We start from the raw sequence: 19,438 nt of genomic DNA, 5'->3' as shown, positions 1-19,438 counted from the left end.
AGATTATATTCTTTATATAGTTCAATTTCTTATCGTACGGTTTCAATCGGCGTATCAATTTTTTGCCGTTATTATAGATGAAGTGTGCAACAACCCACTTCGTTCTGATCGCCGAATTTGTAATCGATTAGGCTATTTCGTTTAGCTGATGAACACCGATTGATCCGTTTCGAAAACAGGCTGGCTTCGGTTGGTTGGGTTGCCAGTCGGCGGGGACGAGGGGGGATAAAAGGGGTGCGATAAGGAGGAGAAAATTGGCTGGTGAAGCGGTTAAAGGGCCGCTGAAAATAACGAAGCTCAACGCTTGGCTAAAAACTTCATTTTAACAAGATATCACTTGCGATTTCGCTCGGAAATGATCAATTAATTTTGTATTTTTACAAGCTGAATACGGGGGACTCACGTGTTGCTTTAACGCCTTTCCGGCGGCTGTTCCGCGCCCCGATTTCGCCTAACTACATACACAAATACCGCATGACAAACGAAGTTGTTGACGCAGACATTCAGGAAGTAGCCGACCCCTCGCGGGCCAACTACGGGGCCGATAATATTCAGGTACTTGAAGGTCTTGAAGCCGTTCGGAAACGTCCGGCCATGTACATCGGCGACGTAGGGGTGAAAGGCCTGCACCACCTGATCTGGGAAGTAGTCGATAATTCGATCGACGAAGCGATGGCCGGTTACTGCGACACCATTCAGGTCACGATTAACGAAGATAATTCCATCACTGTCAAAGACAACGGCCGGGGTATTCCGGTCGGTATGAACCGGCAAACGGGCCGTAACTCACTCGAAGTGGTGATGACGGTGTTGCACGCTGGTGGCAAATTTGACAAAGACACATATAAAGTATCGGGTGGTTTGCACGGCGTAGGGGTTTCCTGCGTGAATGCTCTCTCGACCGTCTTGCGCGTGGAAGTTCACCGCGACGGCAAAGCCTACGAGCAGGAATACCACATTGGCCATCCGCAGTATGAAGTGCGGGAGATTGGTACGGCTGATGATACCGGTACAACGGTTCACTTCAAGCCCGACGAAACCATCTTTACCGAGTCGACGGTCTACCGGTTCGATACGGTAGCGGGTCGCCTGCGTGAACTGGCTTATCTGAACAAAGGCATCCGCATTGTCCTGACCGACATGCGCGAACTCGACGAACAGGGTAACCCCATCAATCAGCAGGAATTCCATTCGGAAGGCGGGCTGATCGAGTTCGTGAAATACCTGGATGAGACGCGCGCGGCCCTTGATGGCATGGAGCCCATCTATATGGAAAGCGACAAAGGCAGCACGCCCGTGCAGGTGTCGATGGTGTACAACATGGAGGCTGGCGAGAATGTACAGTCATATGTAAACAACATTAATACGCACGAGGGCGGTACGCACGTGCAGGGATTCCGGTCGGCCATCACGCGGGTGTTTGGTAAATACCTGGAGCGTAACCCCGGTCTGGTGCCCAAGAATGCCACGAAGGTGAAATTCGAAGGCGGTGATTTCCGGAAGGGCCTCACAGCCGTGGTGTCGGTGAAAGTACAGGAGCCGCAGTTTGAAGGCCAAACCAAAGGTAAACTGGGTAACCAGGATGTGGTGAGCGCCGTGAGCCAGGTAGTGGGCGAAATGCTTGAGCAGTGGCTCGAAGAGAACCCCAAGAAGGCGCAGGCGATTGTGCGGAAAGTGCTGATCTCGGCGCAGGCCCGGATTGCCGCCGATCTGGCCTACTCGCGCATCATGACCGAGCGCAAGGACTTTATGGGTGGCGCTGGCTTGCCCGGTAAACTCGCCGACTGCTCGGATACCGATCCCGAAAAATGCGAACTCTATCTGGTGGAAGGTGACTCGGCTGGTGGTTCGGCCAAGCAGGGCCGTAACCGGGCGTTCCAGGCCATCTTGCCGTTGCGTGGTAAGATCCTGAACGTGGAGAAAGCCATGGAGCACAAGATCTACGAGAACGAAGAGATCAAGAATATCTGGACGGCCCTGGGGGTACGTCTGGAAAAGCAGGGCGACGAAACGGTGATGAACCTCGACAAGCTCCGCTATCACAAGATCATCATCATGACCGATGCCGACGTCGACGGTAGCCACATCCGGACACTGTTGCTGACGTTGTTCTTCCGTAACATGCGCCTGCTGATCGAGAGCGGGTACGTATACATTGCGCAACCACCCCTTTATCTGGTGAAGAAAGGTAAGGACCAGCGCTATTGCTGGACAGAAGCGCAGCGCGAAGCGGCTGTGCGTGAACTGGCGGGTAGCGGTCGTGAAGAAGCGGTGCATATTCAGCGCTACAAAGGGCTGGGTGAAATGAACGCCGAGCAACTCTGGGAAACGACGATGGACCCCGCCACGCGAAGTCTGAAGCTGGTGACCATCGAATCGGCCGCCGACGCTGACCACGTCTTTTCGATGCTCATGGGTGATGAAGTTGCTCCCCGGCGCGACTTCATCGAGCGAAACGCCAAGTACGCCAAGATTGATATTTAGTAAAAAAACCGGGTCAGTTAGCCCGGTTTTTTGTTAATAAGCAGAACATAGACCGGACGATTAAACAGGTTGGAGCGACTGCTTTATGTATATCGGTAACAGACCCGGATAGTGCCTGACGCCTTTCGATCAACCGCATTACAATAATTTAATACGTGAAAACCTGTTTGAATCGCTGCGTTCTGCGTTGCCTTACAAACCACCCACTTTTCTGAACTCATGCGTTATCCGAATCAATCCCGGGGCCGCAACCTGATTGGTAACCTTGTCTCCCGCCTGACCCAGCGTGCCGAGACGGACGCAGGTCGCGCCGATACAGGAACCACTGACCGCACCTCCGACAAGGTGACCGACCGGGCGAGTAGTGTCATTGACCAAAGCGATTACCTCAGCCGCGACCTGAGCTGGATCAAATTCAACGAGCGGGTGCTCGACCAGGCCCGGCACCCGAACCGCACCCTGATGGAGCGGTTCAAGTTTCTGGCGATTACCGACTCTAACAACGACGAATTTTTCAGCATTCGGGTCGGGAGTTTGTATAATTACATTGACTATCACAAGGAGCGGGTCGACTACTCTGGGCTGCGCGAAGGGCCGTTCCGCAAGATGCTGTTTCGGGCGTTGCAGCAGTTCAATACCGATCAGCAGGCGGTATTCATGAATGATCTGATGCCACTGTTTGCCGAAAACGGGCTGGCTCTGATCAAGTATAGCGACCTGAGCGAGACCGAGCGGCAACAGGCGTCGTCGTACTTCGACCGGACGATCTACCCGACGCTCACGCCCATGCTGTATGATTACACGCATACCTTCCCGGTGCTGCTGGCCAAGGTGCTGATCTTCGGCGTGGTAACGTATACACCCGCGGGCGATTTTCACGACCCGACGCCCGACGACGACAGCGATAACCAACGGCTATCGTTTGTGCAGATTCCGGCCAACCTGCCCCGCTTTATGGTGTTTGAGCGCGACGAGCAGATTGCGTTCCTACCCATTGAAGAGATCGTTCGCCAGCACATCAGCAAACTGTACCGCAACGTCGAAATCTGGTCGGTAAACCTGTTCCGTATTTCGCGCAACGGCGATTTTACGCTGGAAGAAAATGACGACGTGGAGGCCGATTTTCTGGACGAAATCAAGCAGAAGATCAAGAATCGCCGGTTGGGGCGCGTGGTGCGGGTCGAAGTCGAGGCAGGAGCCAAGCAATCGTCGGCGTCGGAGTGGATGATCAACCTGCTGAAAAAACGCTGGGAGATCGATGATTACAACATCTTCGCCGTCGACACACTCATCGACTTCACAAGTCTGTGGCAGATTATCCGTCACCCTGAATTTAAGAATGATATGCCCGCGCCGCACCCGTCGGTACCGCCCGTTGGGCTGGAGCGGGAACGGATTGGCGATATTTTCGAGGCTGTTCGGGAGCGCGACATCCTGATGCACCACCCGTACAACAACTTCGAGCCGGTGCTACAACTGCTGGAGCAGGCCGCCGAAGACCCGCAGGTGCTGGCCATCAAGCTGACGGTGTACCGGCTGGCTAAACGATCGCGCATCACCGAAGCGCTCCTGAAAGCCGCCGAAAACGGAAAACACGTATCGGTGCTGTTTGAGGTGAAGGCGCGGTTCGATGAGGAAAACAACATCCGCGAAGCGCAACGGCTGCAAAAGGCGGGCTGCTTCGTGATTTATGGCATCAGCCGGTTTAAAACGCATACCAAACTGCTGCTTGTTGTGCGTAACGAAGGCAGCAAAGTCGTGCGCTATGCCCACCTGTCGAGTGGCAACTACAACGAAGACACGGCCCGGATGTATACCGACATTGGGGTGATCACAACGAGCGAAACGTACACCAATGACATTTCGGAGTTTTTTAATGTAATCACAGGTCACTCATTACCAAGTCGTTACGATTATCTGATAACGGCCCCGCGCGATATGCGGAACCAGCTGATCGATCTGATCCGCACAGAGGCCGACCTCGCCCGGCGTGGGCTGCCCAGTGGCATCTGCATCAAGATCAACTCACTGGAAGATAAAACCATCATCGACGAGCTATATGCGGCTTCGCAGGCAGGCGTGCCCATTCGGCTGATCGTACGCGGGATTTGTTGCCTGCGTCCGGGGCGCAAAGGGCTGAGCGAAAACATCACCCTCCGGTCGATTGTGGGCGATTATCTGGAACACACGCGGCTATTCTACTTCCACAACGCAGGTGAGCCGAAGATTTACGGGGGCAGCGCCGACGTAATGGTACGGAGCTTCGACCGCCGGATCGAGTCGTTGTTTTACCTCGCCGACGTGCGGGTTCGGCAGCAGGCCATCCTGATTCTGGAATACAACCTGCATGATACCGTGAATGCCTACGAGCTTCAGGAGGATGGCACTTACAAAAAGTGCGAACCGGCCGAAGGAGAGGCGCCTTTCAATATGCAGGAAGCGTTTTTCAACGTAACGGAGGCCGACGTGATGCAGGCGCAACTGTTCGACGAAATCATCGAGCCGCCCGTCGACGTACCTGCCAATCTGGTGGAAGGCAGCGAGCGCACAATTGCCACGATTTAATGTATAGTAGCCTACGGCGTCATTTGTAGTCATTGGGCCAATGACAACGACTATATGGAAACGGGTAGGATGCATTTTGCCGAGGATATCCGGCTGACAGACGACGAGTTTTATCGGTTCTGTCAGGATAACCCCTCTTTGCGTTTCGAGCGTCGTAAAAATGGAGATATCGTTCTTATGAGCTTAACAGGCGGCGAAACGGCCAACCGCAACTTTGCGTTGACTATTGATTCTGGTTTGTGGAATCGGCCCGGATGTTGTGCTGGATCTGAAATCGCCCTCGGGCCGCTTGACTGATGCCAAAAGCAAGATGGACGCGCTATCGGGTGGGTCGGTACTGACCGGCTATACACTAACGCTGTTTTAGGGTCAACGTACCGTGGCAAAGGGGAATGGCTCCCGGTTTGGCTTCTGTAGCAGGCGGCTGATACAACCCCCGGCCAAGCAGCAACAGGCCGAGTCCGATGGTGAAAATTGGCATGAGCCAGGTAAAGCGCTGACGTACCTGAACCGGAAAAAATGTCGGTATCGCCCGGATGGTCAGGAGGGCGGGCAACGTACCCAGCCCGAAAGCCACCATGTACAGGGCGCTTGGCACGGCCTGCCCCGTTGTGATAGCCCCCGCCATCGCCACGTAAACAAACCCACAGGGCAGAAAGCCGTTGAGCAACCCCAAGCCTGCAAACGACAGCAGTGAGGGCCGTTGCAGCCATCGGGCCATTGGGTCCATGAGCCACCGGGACGACAGACGGGCGGTAAGACCACCCCACCGCCCTCGTTGTAGCACCGTTAACCCCAGTAAAAAAACGCCTGCCCCTACCGATACCGAGCGTTGCCAGCCCAGCCAGAGCAACCCTTGCCCCAGCCCGCCAATCGCCGCGCCCAGACTCGCGTAGGCCGTGAGCCGGGTCGTGTGATAAAGCAACGTACCCAGCCACCGCTGATGGTAGGGCAGTCGGCCAAGGGGCAGGGCCATCGCCAGCGGCCCGCACATACCCACGCAGTGCAGGCTACCCACAAGACCCGTCGTGAGGGCCGCCAAGAGCCAGGCCATACTCATAAAAACAGCTCCTGCTCAGTGTAATAATCGCGCTGTCCGTCAGACCAAGTGAACTGCACCCGCCAATGGCCTTTTGAGAGCCCTTTGGTCGATACAAGCTGACGAGTGGCGTGTTCCTGCGGAATTTTGACCCTAAAATCCTGTACCCGGTCGGCGGGTCGATAAAACAGGAGGGTTCCTTGGCGAAGCGAAGCGGGCAGAAAAACCGCTACTTCCTGAGTGTCGGCAAGGTACGTCATGGGAACCTTGTTGGTTAAGTGAGCCGCGTTGGTAACGCGGTCGATGTGTTGTTGATACGCGATCTCGTCCTGATAATAGTCGTCGCGCACCAGGTCGATACGCTGACGGCTCATGGTAACGACCATCGTGCCGATGAAGCCGGCAAACAAAACGAAGACAAGCACAATGGATTTTCCCCAGTTCATAAGTCAAAGTCGAAGTACTAAATGTGCGAACGAGTGATGAGCGTTCTGATGGCTGACTGAAATCACCCGTTCGCGCTTTCAGTCGTTGGTCATTAGTGTACGGGGCCTAAAAAGCGGGTATCCAGTTCGTCGATAACCTCGTCGCCACTCAATACGTCGATGTGCAGGTCAGTAGAGGTGTCGTGCAGTGTCGCTTCGGGCAGGCTGATGAAGAACATCGTTTTAGCCAGTTCGCCGGGCTGAACAGTAGTGAGCGGCTGTACAAACCGCAACTGAGCACTGGGTTGGCTGATACGCAGCCGCACGGGCAGAGCACCATAGGTTTTGTTGATCACTTCCAGCGAATACAGGTTGGCAACACGCCCGTTGGCCTCGCGCTGATACAGTTGCCCCGGCGCCCGTAACACCGTGACATCGAGCGCCGGGCGGGTCATGAGCAGGCCGGCCAGTATACACAGCAGGCCCAGTAGCACGGCCGAATACGCCGCAATCCGCGGGGTGAATCGGAATGGCTGGCGCGACTCAATGCCTTTCTGCGAATCGTACCGAATCAGGCCGGTGGGCCGGTCGATTTTGGTCATTACCTCGTCGCAAACGTCGATGCAGGCCGTGCAGCCGACGCATTCCATCTGCGTGCCGTTTCGGATATCAATACCTGTAGGGCAAACGTGGACGCACAGTTTACAGTCGATGCAGTCGCCTTTGGAGACGGCCCCGCCATTCCCCTGCGAAGCGGCTCCGCGCTGAAGGTGTCCCCTCGGTTCGCCCCGGATGTAGTCGTAAGCGACGATCAGCGAGTTTTTGTCGAGCATCACGCTTTGTAATCGGCCATACGGGCAGATGGTGGTGCAGACGATCTCGCGCAGGTAAGCAAAGACACCGTGAAAAACACCCGTGAAGACCAGCATCGCCGTCAGACCTGCCAGGTGCCGGTCTGGGTTGTCGGTGATCAAACTCAGCCAGGCATCGCGGCCAATCAGGTAGGCCAGAAAGGTGTTGCTGATGAGAAACGAGATCAGGAAGAAAACAAGGTGTTTACCGCCTTTCTTCAGGAGTTTCTCAGTCGTCCAGGGGGCCGCGTCGAGGCGACGGCGAGCGGTATAATCGCCTTCAATCCAAGTTTCGATTTTCCGGAAAACGCCTTCCATAAAAATCGTTTGCGGGCAGGCCCAACCGCACCAGACTCGCCCGTAAATCACTGTAAAGAGCGCAATGAACACCACAAAGGTGATCAGCCCGATCGCAACCAGATAAAAATCCTGCGGCCAGAACGTAACGCCGAATACGATAAACCGGCGTTCGAGCACATTGAACAGAAAGAGCGGATGCCCATCGACCCACACGAACGGCCCGGCAAACAAACAGACCAGCAACACCAGACCAACCACTGTCCGCCAGCGTGTAAATGAGCCCGAAGAGGCTTTTGGATAAAGCCATTTACGGCCGCCAGTATCGAGCTGATTGGGCAGGTGAGTCCGGAAATAGTCATCAACCGGGCCGGGTTCGTGAACGTCGAGATGCATGAGGACTAATTGAGTTGAAAGAGCAGGTACGTTACGTACCAGCCACGTACCTACTTGAGGGCCACCATCTTTTCGCCCTGCGGCTCTTTGGCACCAACGGGTTTTGAGCCCTGAAGCGACAAAATGTAGCTGGCGACCTGTTGCACTTGCAGCGGGTTGAGTTGGCTCTTCCACGACATCATGCCTTTTTCGGGCACACCTTCGTTGATGGTGTGGTAAACCGCCTTTACTGAACCGCCGTGCAGCCAGTATTCGTCGGTCAGGTTGGGGCCAACGCCGCCCTGCGCCTGCTGTCCGTGGCAGGCTACACATTTTTGCGAGAAGAGCACCTTTCCGGCGTCGAGCGATTTGGCATCGCCCACCAGCTTGACCGTATTTTCGTTGATCGAGCCAGCTACTTTCTGGATATAGGCTTCACGGGCCACTTCGGCAACCTGTACCTCTTCGTTGTACTCGGCCAGCGACAGCTGCCCAACACCAGCCACGTGGAAAAGCAACAGGTAGATGACCGCAAACCCGATTGAGCCGTAGAAAAGGCCCATAAACCAAGGCGGCGTGGGGTTGTCGAGTTCGTGGATGCCGTCGTAGGCGTGGGCCATCACCAATTCTCTCTCTTGAGCCAGTGGCCACAGCCCCGTCACGTATTGCCAAAAGGTGCGTTTCTCGGTAGCCTGACCTGCCGGGGCCAGTATGGCCTTGAGCATAATCAGCAGGTAGACGCACAGGAACCCCACCAGCACCATACCTACCAGCAGCGTAATCAGCGCGATCAGGAGCACCAACTCCTCACCCGATTCAATGGCCCAGATCGATTTGCCAGGGGCATTGCCGGAGGCAGTGGCCAGACCGGCGGTTACAAACAGTGTCGAAAAGTACATGGCAGGACGGTTTAAGACAACGTAGAATCATCGAGAGGAAGGCGGCTCATCTGACCCATATGGTTCTTGTCGGCCAGCCATAGATAAAGACCCACCAGCAGAAAAAACGCGAAGAAGGTCAGGAAGGAACCGACCATATAGAGGTCGGCTCCGGGAATTTTTGAGATGAATTGCTTGAACATAAAAGCGGGAGTTGGCTAATGAATAATGCACGATGGACAATGCACAATGCGGTCTGCCGGGGGGCTAGCTGGCGCGGCATAATGAGTGTTCGTCAGGCCAAATCAGCGTCAGCCATTCTACCGCAGCGCCGCATTGTCCATCGTGCATTATTCATTGTACATTATCTACTAGCGGTTTCCATTTTTTTGATATCGGTGCCGAGGCGTTGCAGGTAGGCGATGAGCGCCACAATTTCCCGGTCGGGCTGCACCTTGATGCCGTCCTGCGCCAGCCGTTGGCTGATCGTCGTGGCCTGCTTTTGCAGATCGCCGGTCGCCGTCGCGATGGTCTGATCGTCGTAAGGGACACCTACCTTGCGCAGGGCGCTCATCTTGGCGCCCGTTTTATCGGTGTCGAGTTTGCGCGCTTCCAGCCAGGCGTAGGCGGGCATGATTGAGCCGGGCGACATCGAGCCGGGGTCGCGCATGTGGTAGTAGTGCCATGAGTCGGGGTACTTGCCGCCTTCGCGTTGCAGATCGGGACCGGTGCGTTTGCTACCCCACAGGAACGGGTGATCGTAGACATATTCGCCTGCTTTCGAGTACTCGCCATAGCGTTCGGTTTCCGACCTGAAGGGCCGCACCATCTGGCTGTGGCAGCCTACGCAGCCTTCGCGGATATATAGGTCGCGGCCTTCCAGCTCCAGGGCCGTGTAGGGTTGTACGGCAGCGATGGTAGGTACGTTGCTGCGCACCATAAAGGTCGGAATGAGCTCCACCAGCGAGCCAATCAGAATCATTACCAACGAGCCAATCAGTAGCGGAATGGGCTTGCGTTCAAACCAGCGGTGCCAGAAGGTATCGCCACCCGTGGCCACATAGGTTTTGGCCAGAGCCGGAGCTTCGGCGGGTTCATTGGCCGTTAGCGTACCGGCTGCCATCGTTTTGAAGAGGTTGTACGCCATCAGGATAGCCCCGGCCAGATACAGCGTGCCACCGATGGCCCGCATCTGGTGCATGGGCAACAGGCGCAGCGTGGTGTCGAGGAAGTTGCCGTAGTGCAGCGTGCCTTCGGGCGTAAATTCTTTCCACATCATCCCTTGCGTGAACCCCGAGATATACATCGGAATGGCGTAGAACAGGATGCCCAACGTACCCAGCCAGAAGTGCACACTCATGAGCTTTTGCGAAAACAGCGGGGTGTGGTAGAGGCGCGGCACGAGCCAGTAAAGCATGGCGAACGTCAGGAAACCGTTCCAGCCCAGCGCGCCCACGTGTACGTGCGCCACGATCCAGTCGGTGAAGTGGGCAATGGCGTTGACGTTTTTGAGCGACAGCATCGGGCCTTCAAACGTAGCCATACCGTAGGCCGTCAGGCCCACCACCATAAACTTAAGAATGGTGTCTTCGCGTACCTTGTCCCAGGCGCCGCGCAGCGTGAGCAGGCCGTTGATCATACCACCCCACGACGGCGCGATGAGCATGATCGAGAACACCACCCCCAGCGACTGCGCCCAGTCGGGCAGCGAAGTGTAGAGCAGGTGGTGCGGCCCCGCCCAGATGTAGATGAAAATCAAAGCCCAGAAGTGCAGGATCGACAGGCGATAAGAATACACGGGGCGGTTGGCCATCTTGGGCAGGAAGTAATACATCATACCCAAGTAAGGGGTCGTCAGGAAGAAGGCTACGGCGTTGTGGCCATACCACCACTGCACGAGGGCATCCTGCACCCCGGCATACAGCGAATAGCTTTTCAGGAAGCTGACGGGCATCTCCATCGAGTTGACGATGTGCAGCACCGCCACCGTCACGAACGTGGCGATGTAAAACCAGATGGCTACGTAGAGGTGCCGTTCGCGCCGTTTGAAAATCGTCCCGAACATGTTCACCCCAAACACCACCCAGATCAGCGTGATGGCGATGTCGATGGGCCATTCGAGTTCGGCGTATTCTTTTGACGTGGTAATGCCGAACGGCAGCGTCGCCACGGCCGACAGGATAATCAGTTGCCAGCCCCAAAAATGTACCCGGCTAAGCAGGTCAGAAAACATCCGGGCTTTGCAGAGCCGCTGCAAGGAGTAATACACCCCCATGAAAATGGCGTTCCCCACGAAGGCAAAAATGACCGCGTTGGTATGGAGTGGCCGGATGCGCCCAAACGTGGTTTCGGGCGTGTTCAGGTTGGCCACGGGAGCAAACAGCTGGGTCGCCGCGATTACCCCCACAAGCATCCCGATGATCCCCCAGATCATGGTGGCGACGCCAAAATCACGCACGATGCGGTTGTCGTAGGTGAACTGCTCGGCGGGAAGCTGGCTGACGGGTGGCTGGTAACCCGGCGGTTGCCCGAGCGTTTCGCGGTCCGTCGAAACCAGGGTAACGGGGGTGTTTGATACAGTAGACATAAGCAACGAAACGGAGATTATTGATTAAGCAGGATCGGAAGGCGGTGAAAGCGTAGTGGTGTCGTCGTCGAAGAGCATGCGCAGGGAAGGGGTGTAAAGGTCGTCGTGCTGGCCGGTCCGCATCGACCAGATGAACGCGCCCAGAAAACCCAGGGCCATGACGAGACTGACGCCGATCATAAAAAAGAGGATAGCCATACGCAGGGATGTTTAACACCCCAAAAGTGAGCGGCGGCCGGTCGGGCACCGATGAGTTCGGTCAGTAGAGGGCCTGATTAAATTCAGCCGCCTCGCTGGCTGATAACTATCAGATCGGGAGCTGACGGCCGTCAGGCGGCAGGGGCGGGGGAGCGGCTACTTTTACGTACCGAAACACCCCTATTTTCAGAAAATTATGCAACTCGTTGCCATGACCCCAACTACCGACGAGGCACTGCCGAGCATCCTAACCTGCCGCACGCAGAACCAGAACTGGGCGGCTACCCTGCGCCACAATGAAGCCGAAATCGACGGGCTGCTGAGCCTGTTTGATGACCTGAAAGACCGGCCCAATCCGCAGGGACTTCATTACCGCCTGATGAGCTACTATACCAGCCTGAGCCGACTCAAAAACCGGATCGATCAGCTGCGTCAGCTTTACTTATGTGGCAGCGCCACCTGCGACAGTGTGCCCTGTCAAAACCCGCAATACAATCGCTATCAGGCGCTGACAGGTACGTTCGCCCAACTCGGCGACGAACTGACCCGCCTCCGCGAAATCTGTTACCAGTTTCTGGCGGGGCTGGTCAGGCTTAATTTGATTTAACCCCCTCGCGGGTGTGAACCGGACGGGGCCGGATGCTGATTTATAGAACAGGCGGTGGCGACGAGCCCCGCCGGTCAACATCCGTCTAACCCGTTTCTGGCCGCGCGCCACCTTCCGCATGCATACGCCCCTTCGCGACATCGAAACTGAAGCCGACATTGCTTATTTTCTGGACCGATTCTACGCTCGTGTGCGGCAAAACCCGGAATTGGGTTACCTCTTCGACGGGGTAGCGCAGGTCGATTGGCCGACGCACCTGCCCAAAATCGAAAAGTTCTGGTCGAGCCTGCTGCTGGGTACCAACAGCTACCAGGGCCACCCCATGCGCCCGCATTTTGAACTGGCGCAGAAAGCCCCCATCCGGCCCGATCATTTCGATCAGTGGCTAGCGCTGTTTAGCCAGACCGTGAGGGAGTGCTTCGCCGGTGAGCGGGCCAATGAAGCCATACTCCGGGCTCAGTCGATTGCTGCCGTCATGCAAAGCCGCCTGCATCTGACAGGGCTGCTACAGACGGAGTAAGGGCTTGTTAGTCAAGTTTATTTCCCACTTTTCACTGCCTAATGATCATTCCCATTTTCTTTCTGGCGCACTGGTACGCATCGGTACTGATGCAAACGTTTTTTCTCCACCGCTACGCAGCTCATCAGATGTTTACCATGAGCAAAGGCTGGGAGAAATTCTTCTACACGCTCACGTTTCTCACCCAGGGATCGTCGTTTCTGAGCCCGCGCGCCTACGGCATCATGCACCGTCTGCACCACGCCCACGCTGATACCGAGCAGGACCCACACTCGCCGGACTTCTCCAAAAATCTGTTCGATATGATGTGGAAGACCCGGACGTATTACAACGACATCGTGAACAACCGTGACCACATCCCGGCGAAATTCAAAAAGAACGTACCCAACTGGGCGTTTATGGAATGGCTTGGCGATCGCTGGCTGGTGCGTTTGGGCTGGGTGGCGGTCTACACGCTCATCTACGTGGTGTTTTCGCCGTCGCCCTGGTGGTTTCTGCTGCTACCGGTGCACTTTCTGATGGGACCAGTACACGGAGCCATCATCAACTGGTATGCGCACCGATACGGGTACACCAATTTTGTGGTCAACGATACGGCCAGAAATCTGCTGCCCTTCGACTTTCTGATGATGGGCGAATCATACCACAACAACCACCACAAATTCGGTGGACGGGTCAATTTTGGTGGCTTCCGCTGGCATGAATTGGACCCGGCTTACCCGCTGATTCGCTTGCTGAACAAGGTTGGGGTCATCCGGGTACGTTGGGGGCGCGACGAAGCATATATGTAAGTCCGTTACTCTGATCTCAACCAATCGGTTATGGGTGATTAATCAACACTTGAGGTGACGGGTATTATACTTTTTGGTTAGTAATGGCCGTATCTTCATCAGTAAATTCAAAGCACCTATGTAAGCGGGCCCAATCGCCTTTTTGTGATGGAAGTCAACACACTATCGCCACCCGTAGCCACAGCCCGGAAGGCCGTACTGCTCTGCTTTTTACCACCTGCTACGTCGCGGGAAGCCGTTCAGGAACGCACCTTCATGACGACGTTTAGTCAGGGGCTACAGCAGCGCCTGCCCGATCTGGTGCGGGTACTCAATGTCGACCAAACGGCTCATCCCGATGTGGTTAACAGCTTTAACTTAACCCAGTTGCCCGCCCTGGTGCTGGTGCATCATGGCGTCGAACGCTGGCGACAGGAGGGGGTTCGGGCTTGGGAAGAACGTACCTTATTGCCGCACCTGCTGGAGCGGATCAAAGCGCTTTAAGTATAGGTAAATAGGGGAGTGCAGATCCCGGTGCGCCTGAGGGGTTAGGTGCATCGGGATTTTTTTGTGGCGTGGTTTAAGGTATAACCGGGATCATGAAAACCTTGCTGATGCCTGAGCCTCAGCAAGGTTCGCTCCGTTTGCTGTAGCCAGCTCTAGTCTATACCGTCTGCGAAAAGAGGCGTTCGGTACGTTGGCTGCGAGCAAGGTGGCGATCAAATGCCATGCAAATGTTGCGCAAAAAGGGGCGCCCCTCGGGTGTTACCCACAAGTGGCTTTCGTCGAAATCAATCAGGCCATCAGCGCGGAAAGCATCGAGTTGCATGAGCAACTGGGTACGTTCGCTGGCCGACAGCTTATCCGTAGCCCAGACGGTGCCAAACCGACACATAATGTCGAGGATTTGCTGACGTACCTGGCTGTCTTCGTCGGTCAGTAAATGGCCGCGACCAATGGGGAACTGCCCCGCCATCACGCGTTCCTGATAACTACGTAAGTCTTTGTCGTTCTGCATGAACGCCGTGCCAATGTCGCTGATAGCCGACACGCCCAGGCCGATCAGCATATCGGTGCGGGTGGTGGTGTAGCCCATGAAGTTGCGGTGCAGCGTTCCGTTTTGCAGCGCCACGTGCAGCGAATCGTGGGGGAGGGCGAAGTGATCCATGCCGATTTCAACGTACCCAGCTTCGAGCAGCAGATCGCGCCCAATCTCATAGAGTTCACGTTTGGCCTCGCCCGTGGGCAGATCCGCCTCCCGAAAACCGCGTTGCCCAAATGCCCCGCCCTTTTTACCGATCCAGGGTACGTGAGCATACGAGTAAAAGGCAATGCGGTCGGGGCGCAGCGTCAGGGTCTGGGCAATCGTTTGCCGGATGGAGTCGGGGCGTTGAAAGGGTAGACCAAACACCAGATCGTGGCTGATCGACGTGTAGCCGATGGTGCGGGCTTCTTCGGTGACGCGGCGCACGTTCTCGAACGGCTGCACGCGATGAATGGCTTTTTGTACAACCGGATCGTAATCCTGCACCCCGAAACTAACGCGCCGACAGCCGCCGTCGAAGAGCGTTTGCAGGTGCGCGGCAGTGGTATTGTTGGGGTGGCCTTCCCACCCAAAGTCTGGCCCACCGCCCGATGACGTCTCCACCGGATCGGCCAACGCAAAGAGGCCCGTCAGCAGGCGCTGAAGTTCCTCCGGCGCGAAGAAACTGGGCGTACCGCCGCCGAGGTGTAGCTCGGCAATACGCGGACGCTCGGGGAGCCAGTCGCAGTAGAGTGCCCATTCGGCCAGCAGGGCGTCGATGTACGGCTTTTCGACGGCGTGGTTGCGGGTAATGTGCTTATGGCAGGCACAAAACGTGCAGAGGCTTTCGCAGTAAGGCAGGTGAATATACAGGCTGATCCCATCGGCGTAGTTGTCCATGGCAAAGGCCGTGGTGAGCCGTCCCTGCCAGACTGTGTGGTCAAACGCATCAGTATTCCAGAAGGGAACGGTTGGGTAGCTGGTATAGCGGGGGCCAGATACGTTGTATTTGGCGATGAGCGCGTTGTGCATGAAAAGAGCCCGCTTCCAGGTACGTTGTCGGGCCGCAGGATCAGACAAAAATCGGGCTGGAGAAGGGCCACCAGCCCAACGCCAATCAGTTGCCGGGCTGATCTTCGTCAGGTTTTGGCGGTGGTGGTGGCGGCAATTTTGACCAAACGATTCTGGATGATGACGCCTACGGTCAACCCCACCAAGACGGTTTGCTACCACTGTGGTAACGACTGCCCCAGCCCCGCCGCGACGCTGTATTACGACGACAAACCGTTTTGCTGCACGGGTTGCGAAACCGTTTATCAGGTCTTGCAGCACCACCAGCTTTGCCGCTATTACGACCTGAATGCCGCGCCGGGTACGTTCATGCCCAATCAGACGCCCTCGCTCGACCGGCTGGCGTTTCTGGATCATCCCGATATTGCCGCGCAGCTGATCGAGTTTCAGAACGACAAAGTGGCCCACGCTACATTCTACATACCGGCTATCCACTGCTCGTCGTGCCTGTGGCTGCTTGAACACCTGTACCGCATCGAACCGGCCGTAGCGCAAACCCGCGTCGATTTTCTCAAGAAACAGGTACATCTGGTGTTCAATCCGGGAAAATTGTCGTTGCGGCAGGTGGCCGAACTGCTCACGTCGCTGGGCTACGAACCGCTGATCAGCCTCAACGACGTGGTGAAGGAAGGGCAGAAACAGACGTACCGACCACTGCTGTATCGGTTGGCAGTGGCGGGTTTCTGCGCGGGTAACATCATGCTGTTCAGCTTCCCCGAATACCTTGGCCTCGACGATTCGGTCTTCAAACACTGGTTTGGCATCATCAACCTGGTGCTGGCCACGCCCGTCGTGTTCTACTCCGGATCGGGCTATTTCAAGTCGGTTTGGAAGAGTTTAAAAAGACACGTTCGTGGTCGGTTCATCAACATCGATTTCCCCATTCTGCTTGGCATTCTGGTCGCTTATTTTCGGGGCACATATGAAGTCTTCGCGCTGGGTGGGGCGGGCTATTATGACTCCGTTACAGGCCTGATTTTCTTTTTGTTATGTGGAAAATGGTTTCAGCAACGTACCTATGATTTTCTGTCGTTCGAGCGCGATTATAAATCCTATTTTCCGTTAGCGGCGCGTCGGCTGGTGGGCGACGAAGAAACCTTCGCGCCGGTGGCTGACCTACAAAAAGGTGATCGGATCCGGGTACGTCACGGCGACCTGATTCCCGCCGACAGTTTGCTGTATCGGGGTGAAGGCGTTATTGATTATTCGTTCGTGACGGGCGAATCGACGCCCGAACAGCGCGAACCGGGCGCCCTGCTCTACGCGGGCGGGCGGCATCTTGGCGGGGCCATCGACCTCGAAATTGTCCGGAACGTATCGCAGAGTTACCTGACGCAGCTCTGGAATAACGATGCGTTTAAAAAAGAACAAACTACTGGGGCACAGACTTTTGCCGATGCCGTAGGTACGTACTTCACCATCACCGTGCTGACCTTGGCCACGCTCATCGGCGCTTACTGGTACGGCTGGGTCGGGCAACCCACCACGGCAGTCAATGCCTTCACGGCGGTGCTGATTGTCGCCTGCCCCTGCGTGCTGTCTCTGTCGTATCCGGTGGCGCTGGGGCATGGACTGCGGCTGTTGGGCAAACGGGGTTTCTACCTCAAAAACGCCGAAACCATCGAACAGCTTTCCCACTGCGACACCATCGTTTTCGACAAAACCGGTACACTCACCACGCCCATTGCCGAGTCGGTCACGGAGGTCTTTAACCCGCCGCTGTCGTCTATCGAACGGGCTATGGTCGCGACGTTGGTCGGGCAGTCGGCTCACCCGCTGAGTCGTCGGTTACGGCAGTTTCTGGCCGAAGAACCGCCCGTTGGCATTGCTCATTTTACCGAAATGCCGGGGCAGGGACTGATCGGGCTGGTCGATGAAGCCATTGTTAAACTGGGGAGTGCGGCTTTTGTGGATGTGCCTACTAATGGAGCGGCGAGCAGTTCAGTTGTGCATGTTCGCATCGATAACCAATACCGGGGCTATTTCCGGCTGGCCGGGCAACTGCGCGACGGCGTCATAGACATGCTGACGGCACTGAAAGGAAGCGGGAAAGACCTGTACCTGCTATCGGGCGACAGCGATGCGGCCCGAAAGGACCTGCGTGCCTGGTTTGCCGACGCCGCCATGACGTTCGGCTGTAGCCCCGACGATAAACTGCGCCTCGTACGCGAGCTACAGGCGTCGGGTCGGCAGGTGCTGATGGTTGGCGACGGCCTTAATGATGCCGGTGCGCTCCGGCAGGCCAACGTGGGGCTTGCCGTGACCGACGATACGCTTCAGTTTACACCCGCGAGCGATGCCATTCTGGAAAGTCGTTCGCTGCGACAACTGCCTCGTTTTCTGCGCTATAGCCACTTTGCCATGCGCCTCATCCGGTTCAGCTTCGGCATATCGCTACTGTACAATTTCGTCGGGCTGTCGTTTGCCGCCACCGGTCACCTCTCACCCGTTGTGGCCGCCGTATTGATGCCGCTCAGTTCGGCAACGATGGTGTTGATCGCCACCGTTGGTATGCGCAACTGGCGGGGTTTGAAAGAGGGTTGAACGCGGTTAGATGGAACACGGATGACGGGGATTTTGGGGATGATCGCGGATTTGGAAAATGAAGTTTTTAGTCAGAGACAGAGCTATTCTACTTTTTTGTCATCCCGACGACAGGAGGGATCTTGAAGCGTCTTGACTCTCAAGAGAGAAAGGTTGAGATCCCTCCTGTCGTTGGGATGACAAAAACGCTTCTTCCTGTATACTCAGCCTTATTCATCCCCAAAATCCCCGTCATCCGTGTTCCATCTAACCGCGTTCAACCACGCTAACGTCACCGCCAGAAAAGGCCGGATACCTTTGTAATCGAGCATGGCGGGCGGGGTGGTTTCCAGCACGGCCAACAGGCGTTGGGCGGCGTCGGGGCGGGCGCGGCATTCGTCGGCAAGGCGGTTCTGGTACGTGTGTATACCAAACAGGATCGCGCCGGAGCGGGGTAGGCGGGTCAGTGTCTGGCGTTCGATGCGAATAAACAGGTGATCTCCGGCATTGGTGGCGGTCAACGTGGGTAGCAGGTCGGCGAGTTGGGCGTTAAGCGCTGGCATTCGGTGAGTTGTCATGTCGAGTTGATCGCTGGCTTTCAGGCTCCAGTTGAGGCGCCAGAGGGGTTTTCCCACGGGGAGCCGGTCCATAATCGTCTGAGCAGCCTGCATCATCGGCGGCACAATCGGGTTAATGGGCGCGTGAATCGACCCAAACGGCAAACCCATCTTTTCATCGAGGCTCCAGCCGTTGCCAAAGCAGAGTTGACCAGCTACCAGCGTCGCGTTGGGGCCGTCGAGAATCAGCAAATCCTCTTGTACCTGCCGACCTACCCAATCGAGCGGAGAAAGCGGTAACGTACCTGATTCCCCATACGTGAATGCCGCCGACGTACCCAGCCGGTGGTTTTGCCAGTGCCATTGATCACCAGCCTTATGTAAGTTAAACTGATCGGGCTGATGCCGGGATAGGTCGGTCAGGACGGCCTCCAGCACGTCCCATTGCGCTGCTTCGGTGCCGGGCGCGGCTTGGAAGTAATAATCAGGTACAGCCTGCCCCGCCCCATTTCGGATAGCGGGGTTGCTGTCGGTCAGCAAGGCTTGTTTTAGGGCGATTTCCGCTTCGTAGTGCGTATCGACTTCGATCAGGGCGTCGCTGGGTTTGAGCGGCAACGTACCTGGTCGTTGGTTGAACTCTTGCTGAAAAGGAAAGTAGGGTAGCACG

Annotated in this window: 17 protein-coding genes; 8 read left to right on the top strand and 9 right to left on the bottom strand. The window is 56.2% G+C overall.

What is annotated here, in order from left to right; all coding sequences use genetic code 11:
* Window positions 1-474 precede the first annotated feature (474 nt).
* The 3 genes from gyrB (at window position 475) to ACAW74_RS03705 (ending at window position 5,346) form a co-directional block, all read left to right on the top strand.
* Entirely contained in the window at window positions 475-2,484 is a 2,010-nt protein-coding gene (gyrB, locus tag ACAW74_RS03715) for a DNA topoisomerase (ATP-hydrolyzing) subunit B (RefSeq protein ID WP_370696842.1), read from the top strand.
* Window positions 2,485-2,703: 219 nt separating this feature from the next.
* Window positions 2,704-5,049 carry a polyphosphate kinase 1 gene (gene ppk1, locus ACAW74_RS03710; RefSeq protein WP_370696841.1) on the top strand — a complete coding sequence of 782 codons (2,346 nt, stop codon included), beginning with the start codon at window positions 2,704-2,706 and terminating at the stop codon, window positions 5,047-5,049.
* Window positions 5,050-5,118: 69 nt separating this feature from the next.
* Window positions 5,119-5,346, top strand: coding sequence for a PDDEXK family nuclease (locus ACAW74_RS03705; RefSeq protein WP_370696840.1), 228 nt, complete (start codon window positions 5,119-5,121; stop codon window positions 5,344-5,346).
* 55 nt (window positions 5,347-5,401) lie between these two features.
* On the opposite strand, the gene ACAW74_RS03700 is transcribed toward ACAW74_RS03705, so the two are convergent.
* The 7 genes from ACAW74_RS03700 to ccoS all read right to left on the bottom strand — a co-directional run bounded on the left by ACAW74_RS03700 (window position 5,402) and on the right by ccoS (window position 11,699).
* Window positions 5,402-6,103, bottom strand: coding sequence for a sulfite exporter TauE/SafE family protein (locus ACAW74_RS03700; protein ID WP_370696839.1), 702 nt, complete (start codon window positions 6,101-6,103; stop codon window positions 5,402-5,404).
* A 2-nt stretch (window positions 6,104-6,105) separates the two neighbouring features.
* A complete protein-coding gene (locus ACAW74_RS03695; RefSeq protein WP_370696838.1) occupies window positions 6,106-6,534 on the bottom strand; it encodes a FixH family protein in 429 nt (142 codons plus the stop codon).
* 92 nt (window positions 6,535-6,626) lie between these two features.
* Window positions 6,627-8,057 (bottom strand): cytochrome c oxidase accessory protein CcoG, encoded by a 1,431-nt coding sequence (gene ccoG, locus ACAW74_RS03690; RefSeq protein WP_370696837.1) that lies wholly within the window; start codon window positions 8,055-8,057, stop codon window positions 6,627-6,629.
* 50 nt (window positions 8,058-8,107) lie between these two features.
* Complete coding sequence (locus ACAW74_RS03685; RefSeq protein ID WP_370696836.1) at window positions 8,108-8,935, bottom strand: cbb3-type cytochrome c oxidase N-terminal domain-containing protein; 828 nt, start codon at window positions 8,933-8,935, stop codon at window positions 8,108-8,110.
* A gap of 11 nt (window positions 8,936-8,946) precedes the next feature.
* A complete protein-coding gene (locus ACAW74_RS03680; RefSeq protein ID WP_370696835.1) occupies window positions 8,947-9,117 on the bottom strand; it encodes a hypothetical protein in 171 nt (56 codons plus the stop codon).
* Window positions 9,118-9,278: 161 nt separating this feature from the next.
* A complete protein-coding gene (gene ccoN / locus ACAW74_RS03675; RefSeq protein ID WP_370696834.1) occupies window positions 9,279-11,501 on the bottom strand; it encodes a cytochrome-c oxidase, cbb3-type subunit I in 2,223 nt (740 codons plus the stop codon).
* Between the two features lie 24 nt (window positions 11,502-11,525).
* Complete coding sequence (ccoS, locus tag ACAW74_RS03670) at window positions 11,526-11,699, bottom strand: cbb3-type cytochrome oxidase assembly protein CcoS (protein WP_370696833.1); 174 nt, start codon at window positions 11,697-11,699, stop codon at window positions 11,526-11,528.
* 196 nt (window positions 11,700-11,895) lie between these two features.
* On the opposite strand from ccoS, the gene ACAW74_RS03665 reads away from it, so the two are divergent.
* From ACAW74_RS03665 to ACAW74_RS03650, 4 genes are all read left to right on the top strand, one after another.
* Window positions 11,896-12,306, top strand: coding sequence for a hypothetical protein (locus ACAW74_RS03665; protein WP_370696832.1), 411 nt, complete (start codon window positions 11,896-11,898; stop codon window positions 12,304-12,306).
* 118 nt (window positions 12,307-12,424) lie between these two features.
* Window positions 12,425-12,826: a group III truncated hemoglobin gene (locus ACAW74_RS03660; protein WP_370696831.1), complete on the top strand. Its 402-nt coding sequence runs from the start codon at window positions 12,425-12,427 to the stop codon at window positions 12,824-12,826.
* A 41-nt stretch (window positions 12,827-12,867) separates the two neighbouring features.
* Entirely contained in the window at window positions 12,868-13,617 is a 750-nt protein-coding gene (locus tag ACAW74_RS03655; RefSeq protein WP_370696830.1) for an acyl-CoA desaturase, read from the top strand.
* Window positions 13,618-13,764: 147 nt separating this feature from the next.
* Window positions 13,765-14,100 (top strand): thioredoxin domain-containing protein, encoded by a 336-nt coding sequence (locus ACAW74_RS03650; protein ID WP_370696829.1) that lies wholly within the window; start codon window positions 13,765-13,767, stop codon window positions 14,098-14,100.
* 160 nt (window positions 14,101-14,260) lie between these two features.
* Here the strand turns inward: ACAW74_RS03650 and hemN are convergent, their stop codons facing one another.
* Complete coding sequence (hemN, locus tag ACAW74_RS03645) at window positions 14,261-15,652, bottom strand: oxygen-independent coproporphyrinogen III oxidase (RefSeq protein WP_370697219.1); 1,392 nt, start codon at window positions 15,650-15,652, stop codon at window positions 14,261-14,263.
* A 156-nt stretch (window positions 15,653-15,808) separates the two neighbouring features.
* Between hemN and ACAW74_RS03640 the strand changes: the two genes are divergently transcribed.
* Window positions 15,809-18,235: a heavy metal translocating P-type ATPase gene (locus ACAW74_RS03640; protein ID WP_370696828.1), complete on the top strand. Its 2,427-nt coding sequence runs from the start codon at window positions 15,809-15,811 to the stop codon at window positions 18,233-18,235.
* Between the two features lie 209 nt (window positions 18,236-18,444).
* Here the strand turns inward: ACAW74_RS03640 and ACAW74_RS03635 are convergent, their stop codons facing one another.
* Window positions 18,445-19,437 (bottom strand): heme-dependent oxidative N-demethylase family protein, encoded by a 993-nt coding sequence (locus tag ACAW74_RS03635; protein ID WP_370696827.1) that lies wholly within the window; start codon window positions 19,435-19,437, stop codon window positions 18,445-18,447.
* Between the last annotated feature and the right edge of the window lies 1 nt (window position 19,438).

Origin of the sequence: Fibrella musci (assembly GCF_041321105.1) — a bacterium.
Taxonomy (GTDB): domain Bacteria; phylum Bacteroidota; class Bacteroidia; order Cytophagales; family Spirosomataceae; genus Fibrella; species Fibrella musci.
Note: the sequence above shows the minus strand (reverse complement) of the source record. Positions and strands in the feature narration are given on the sequence as shown.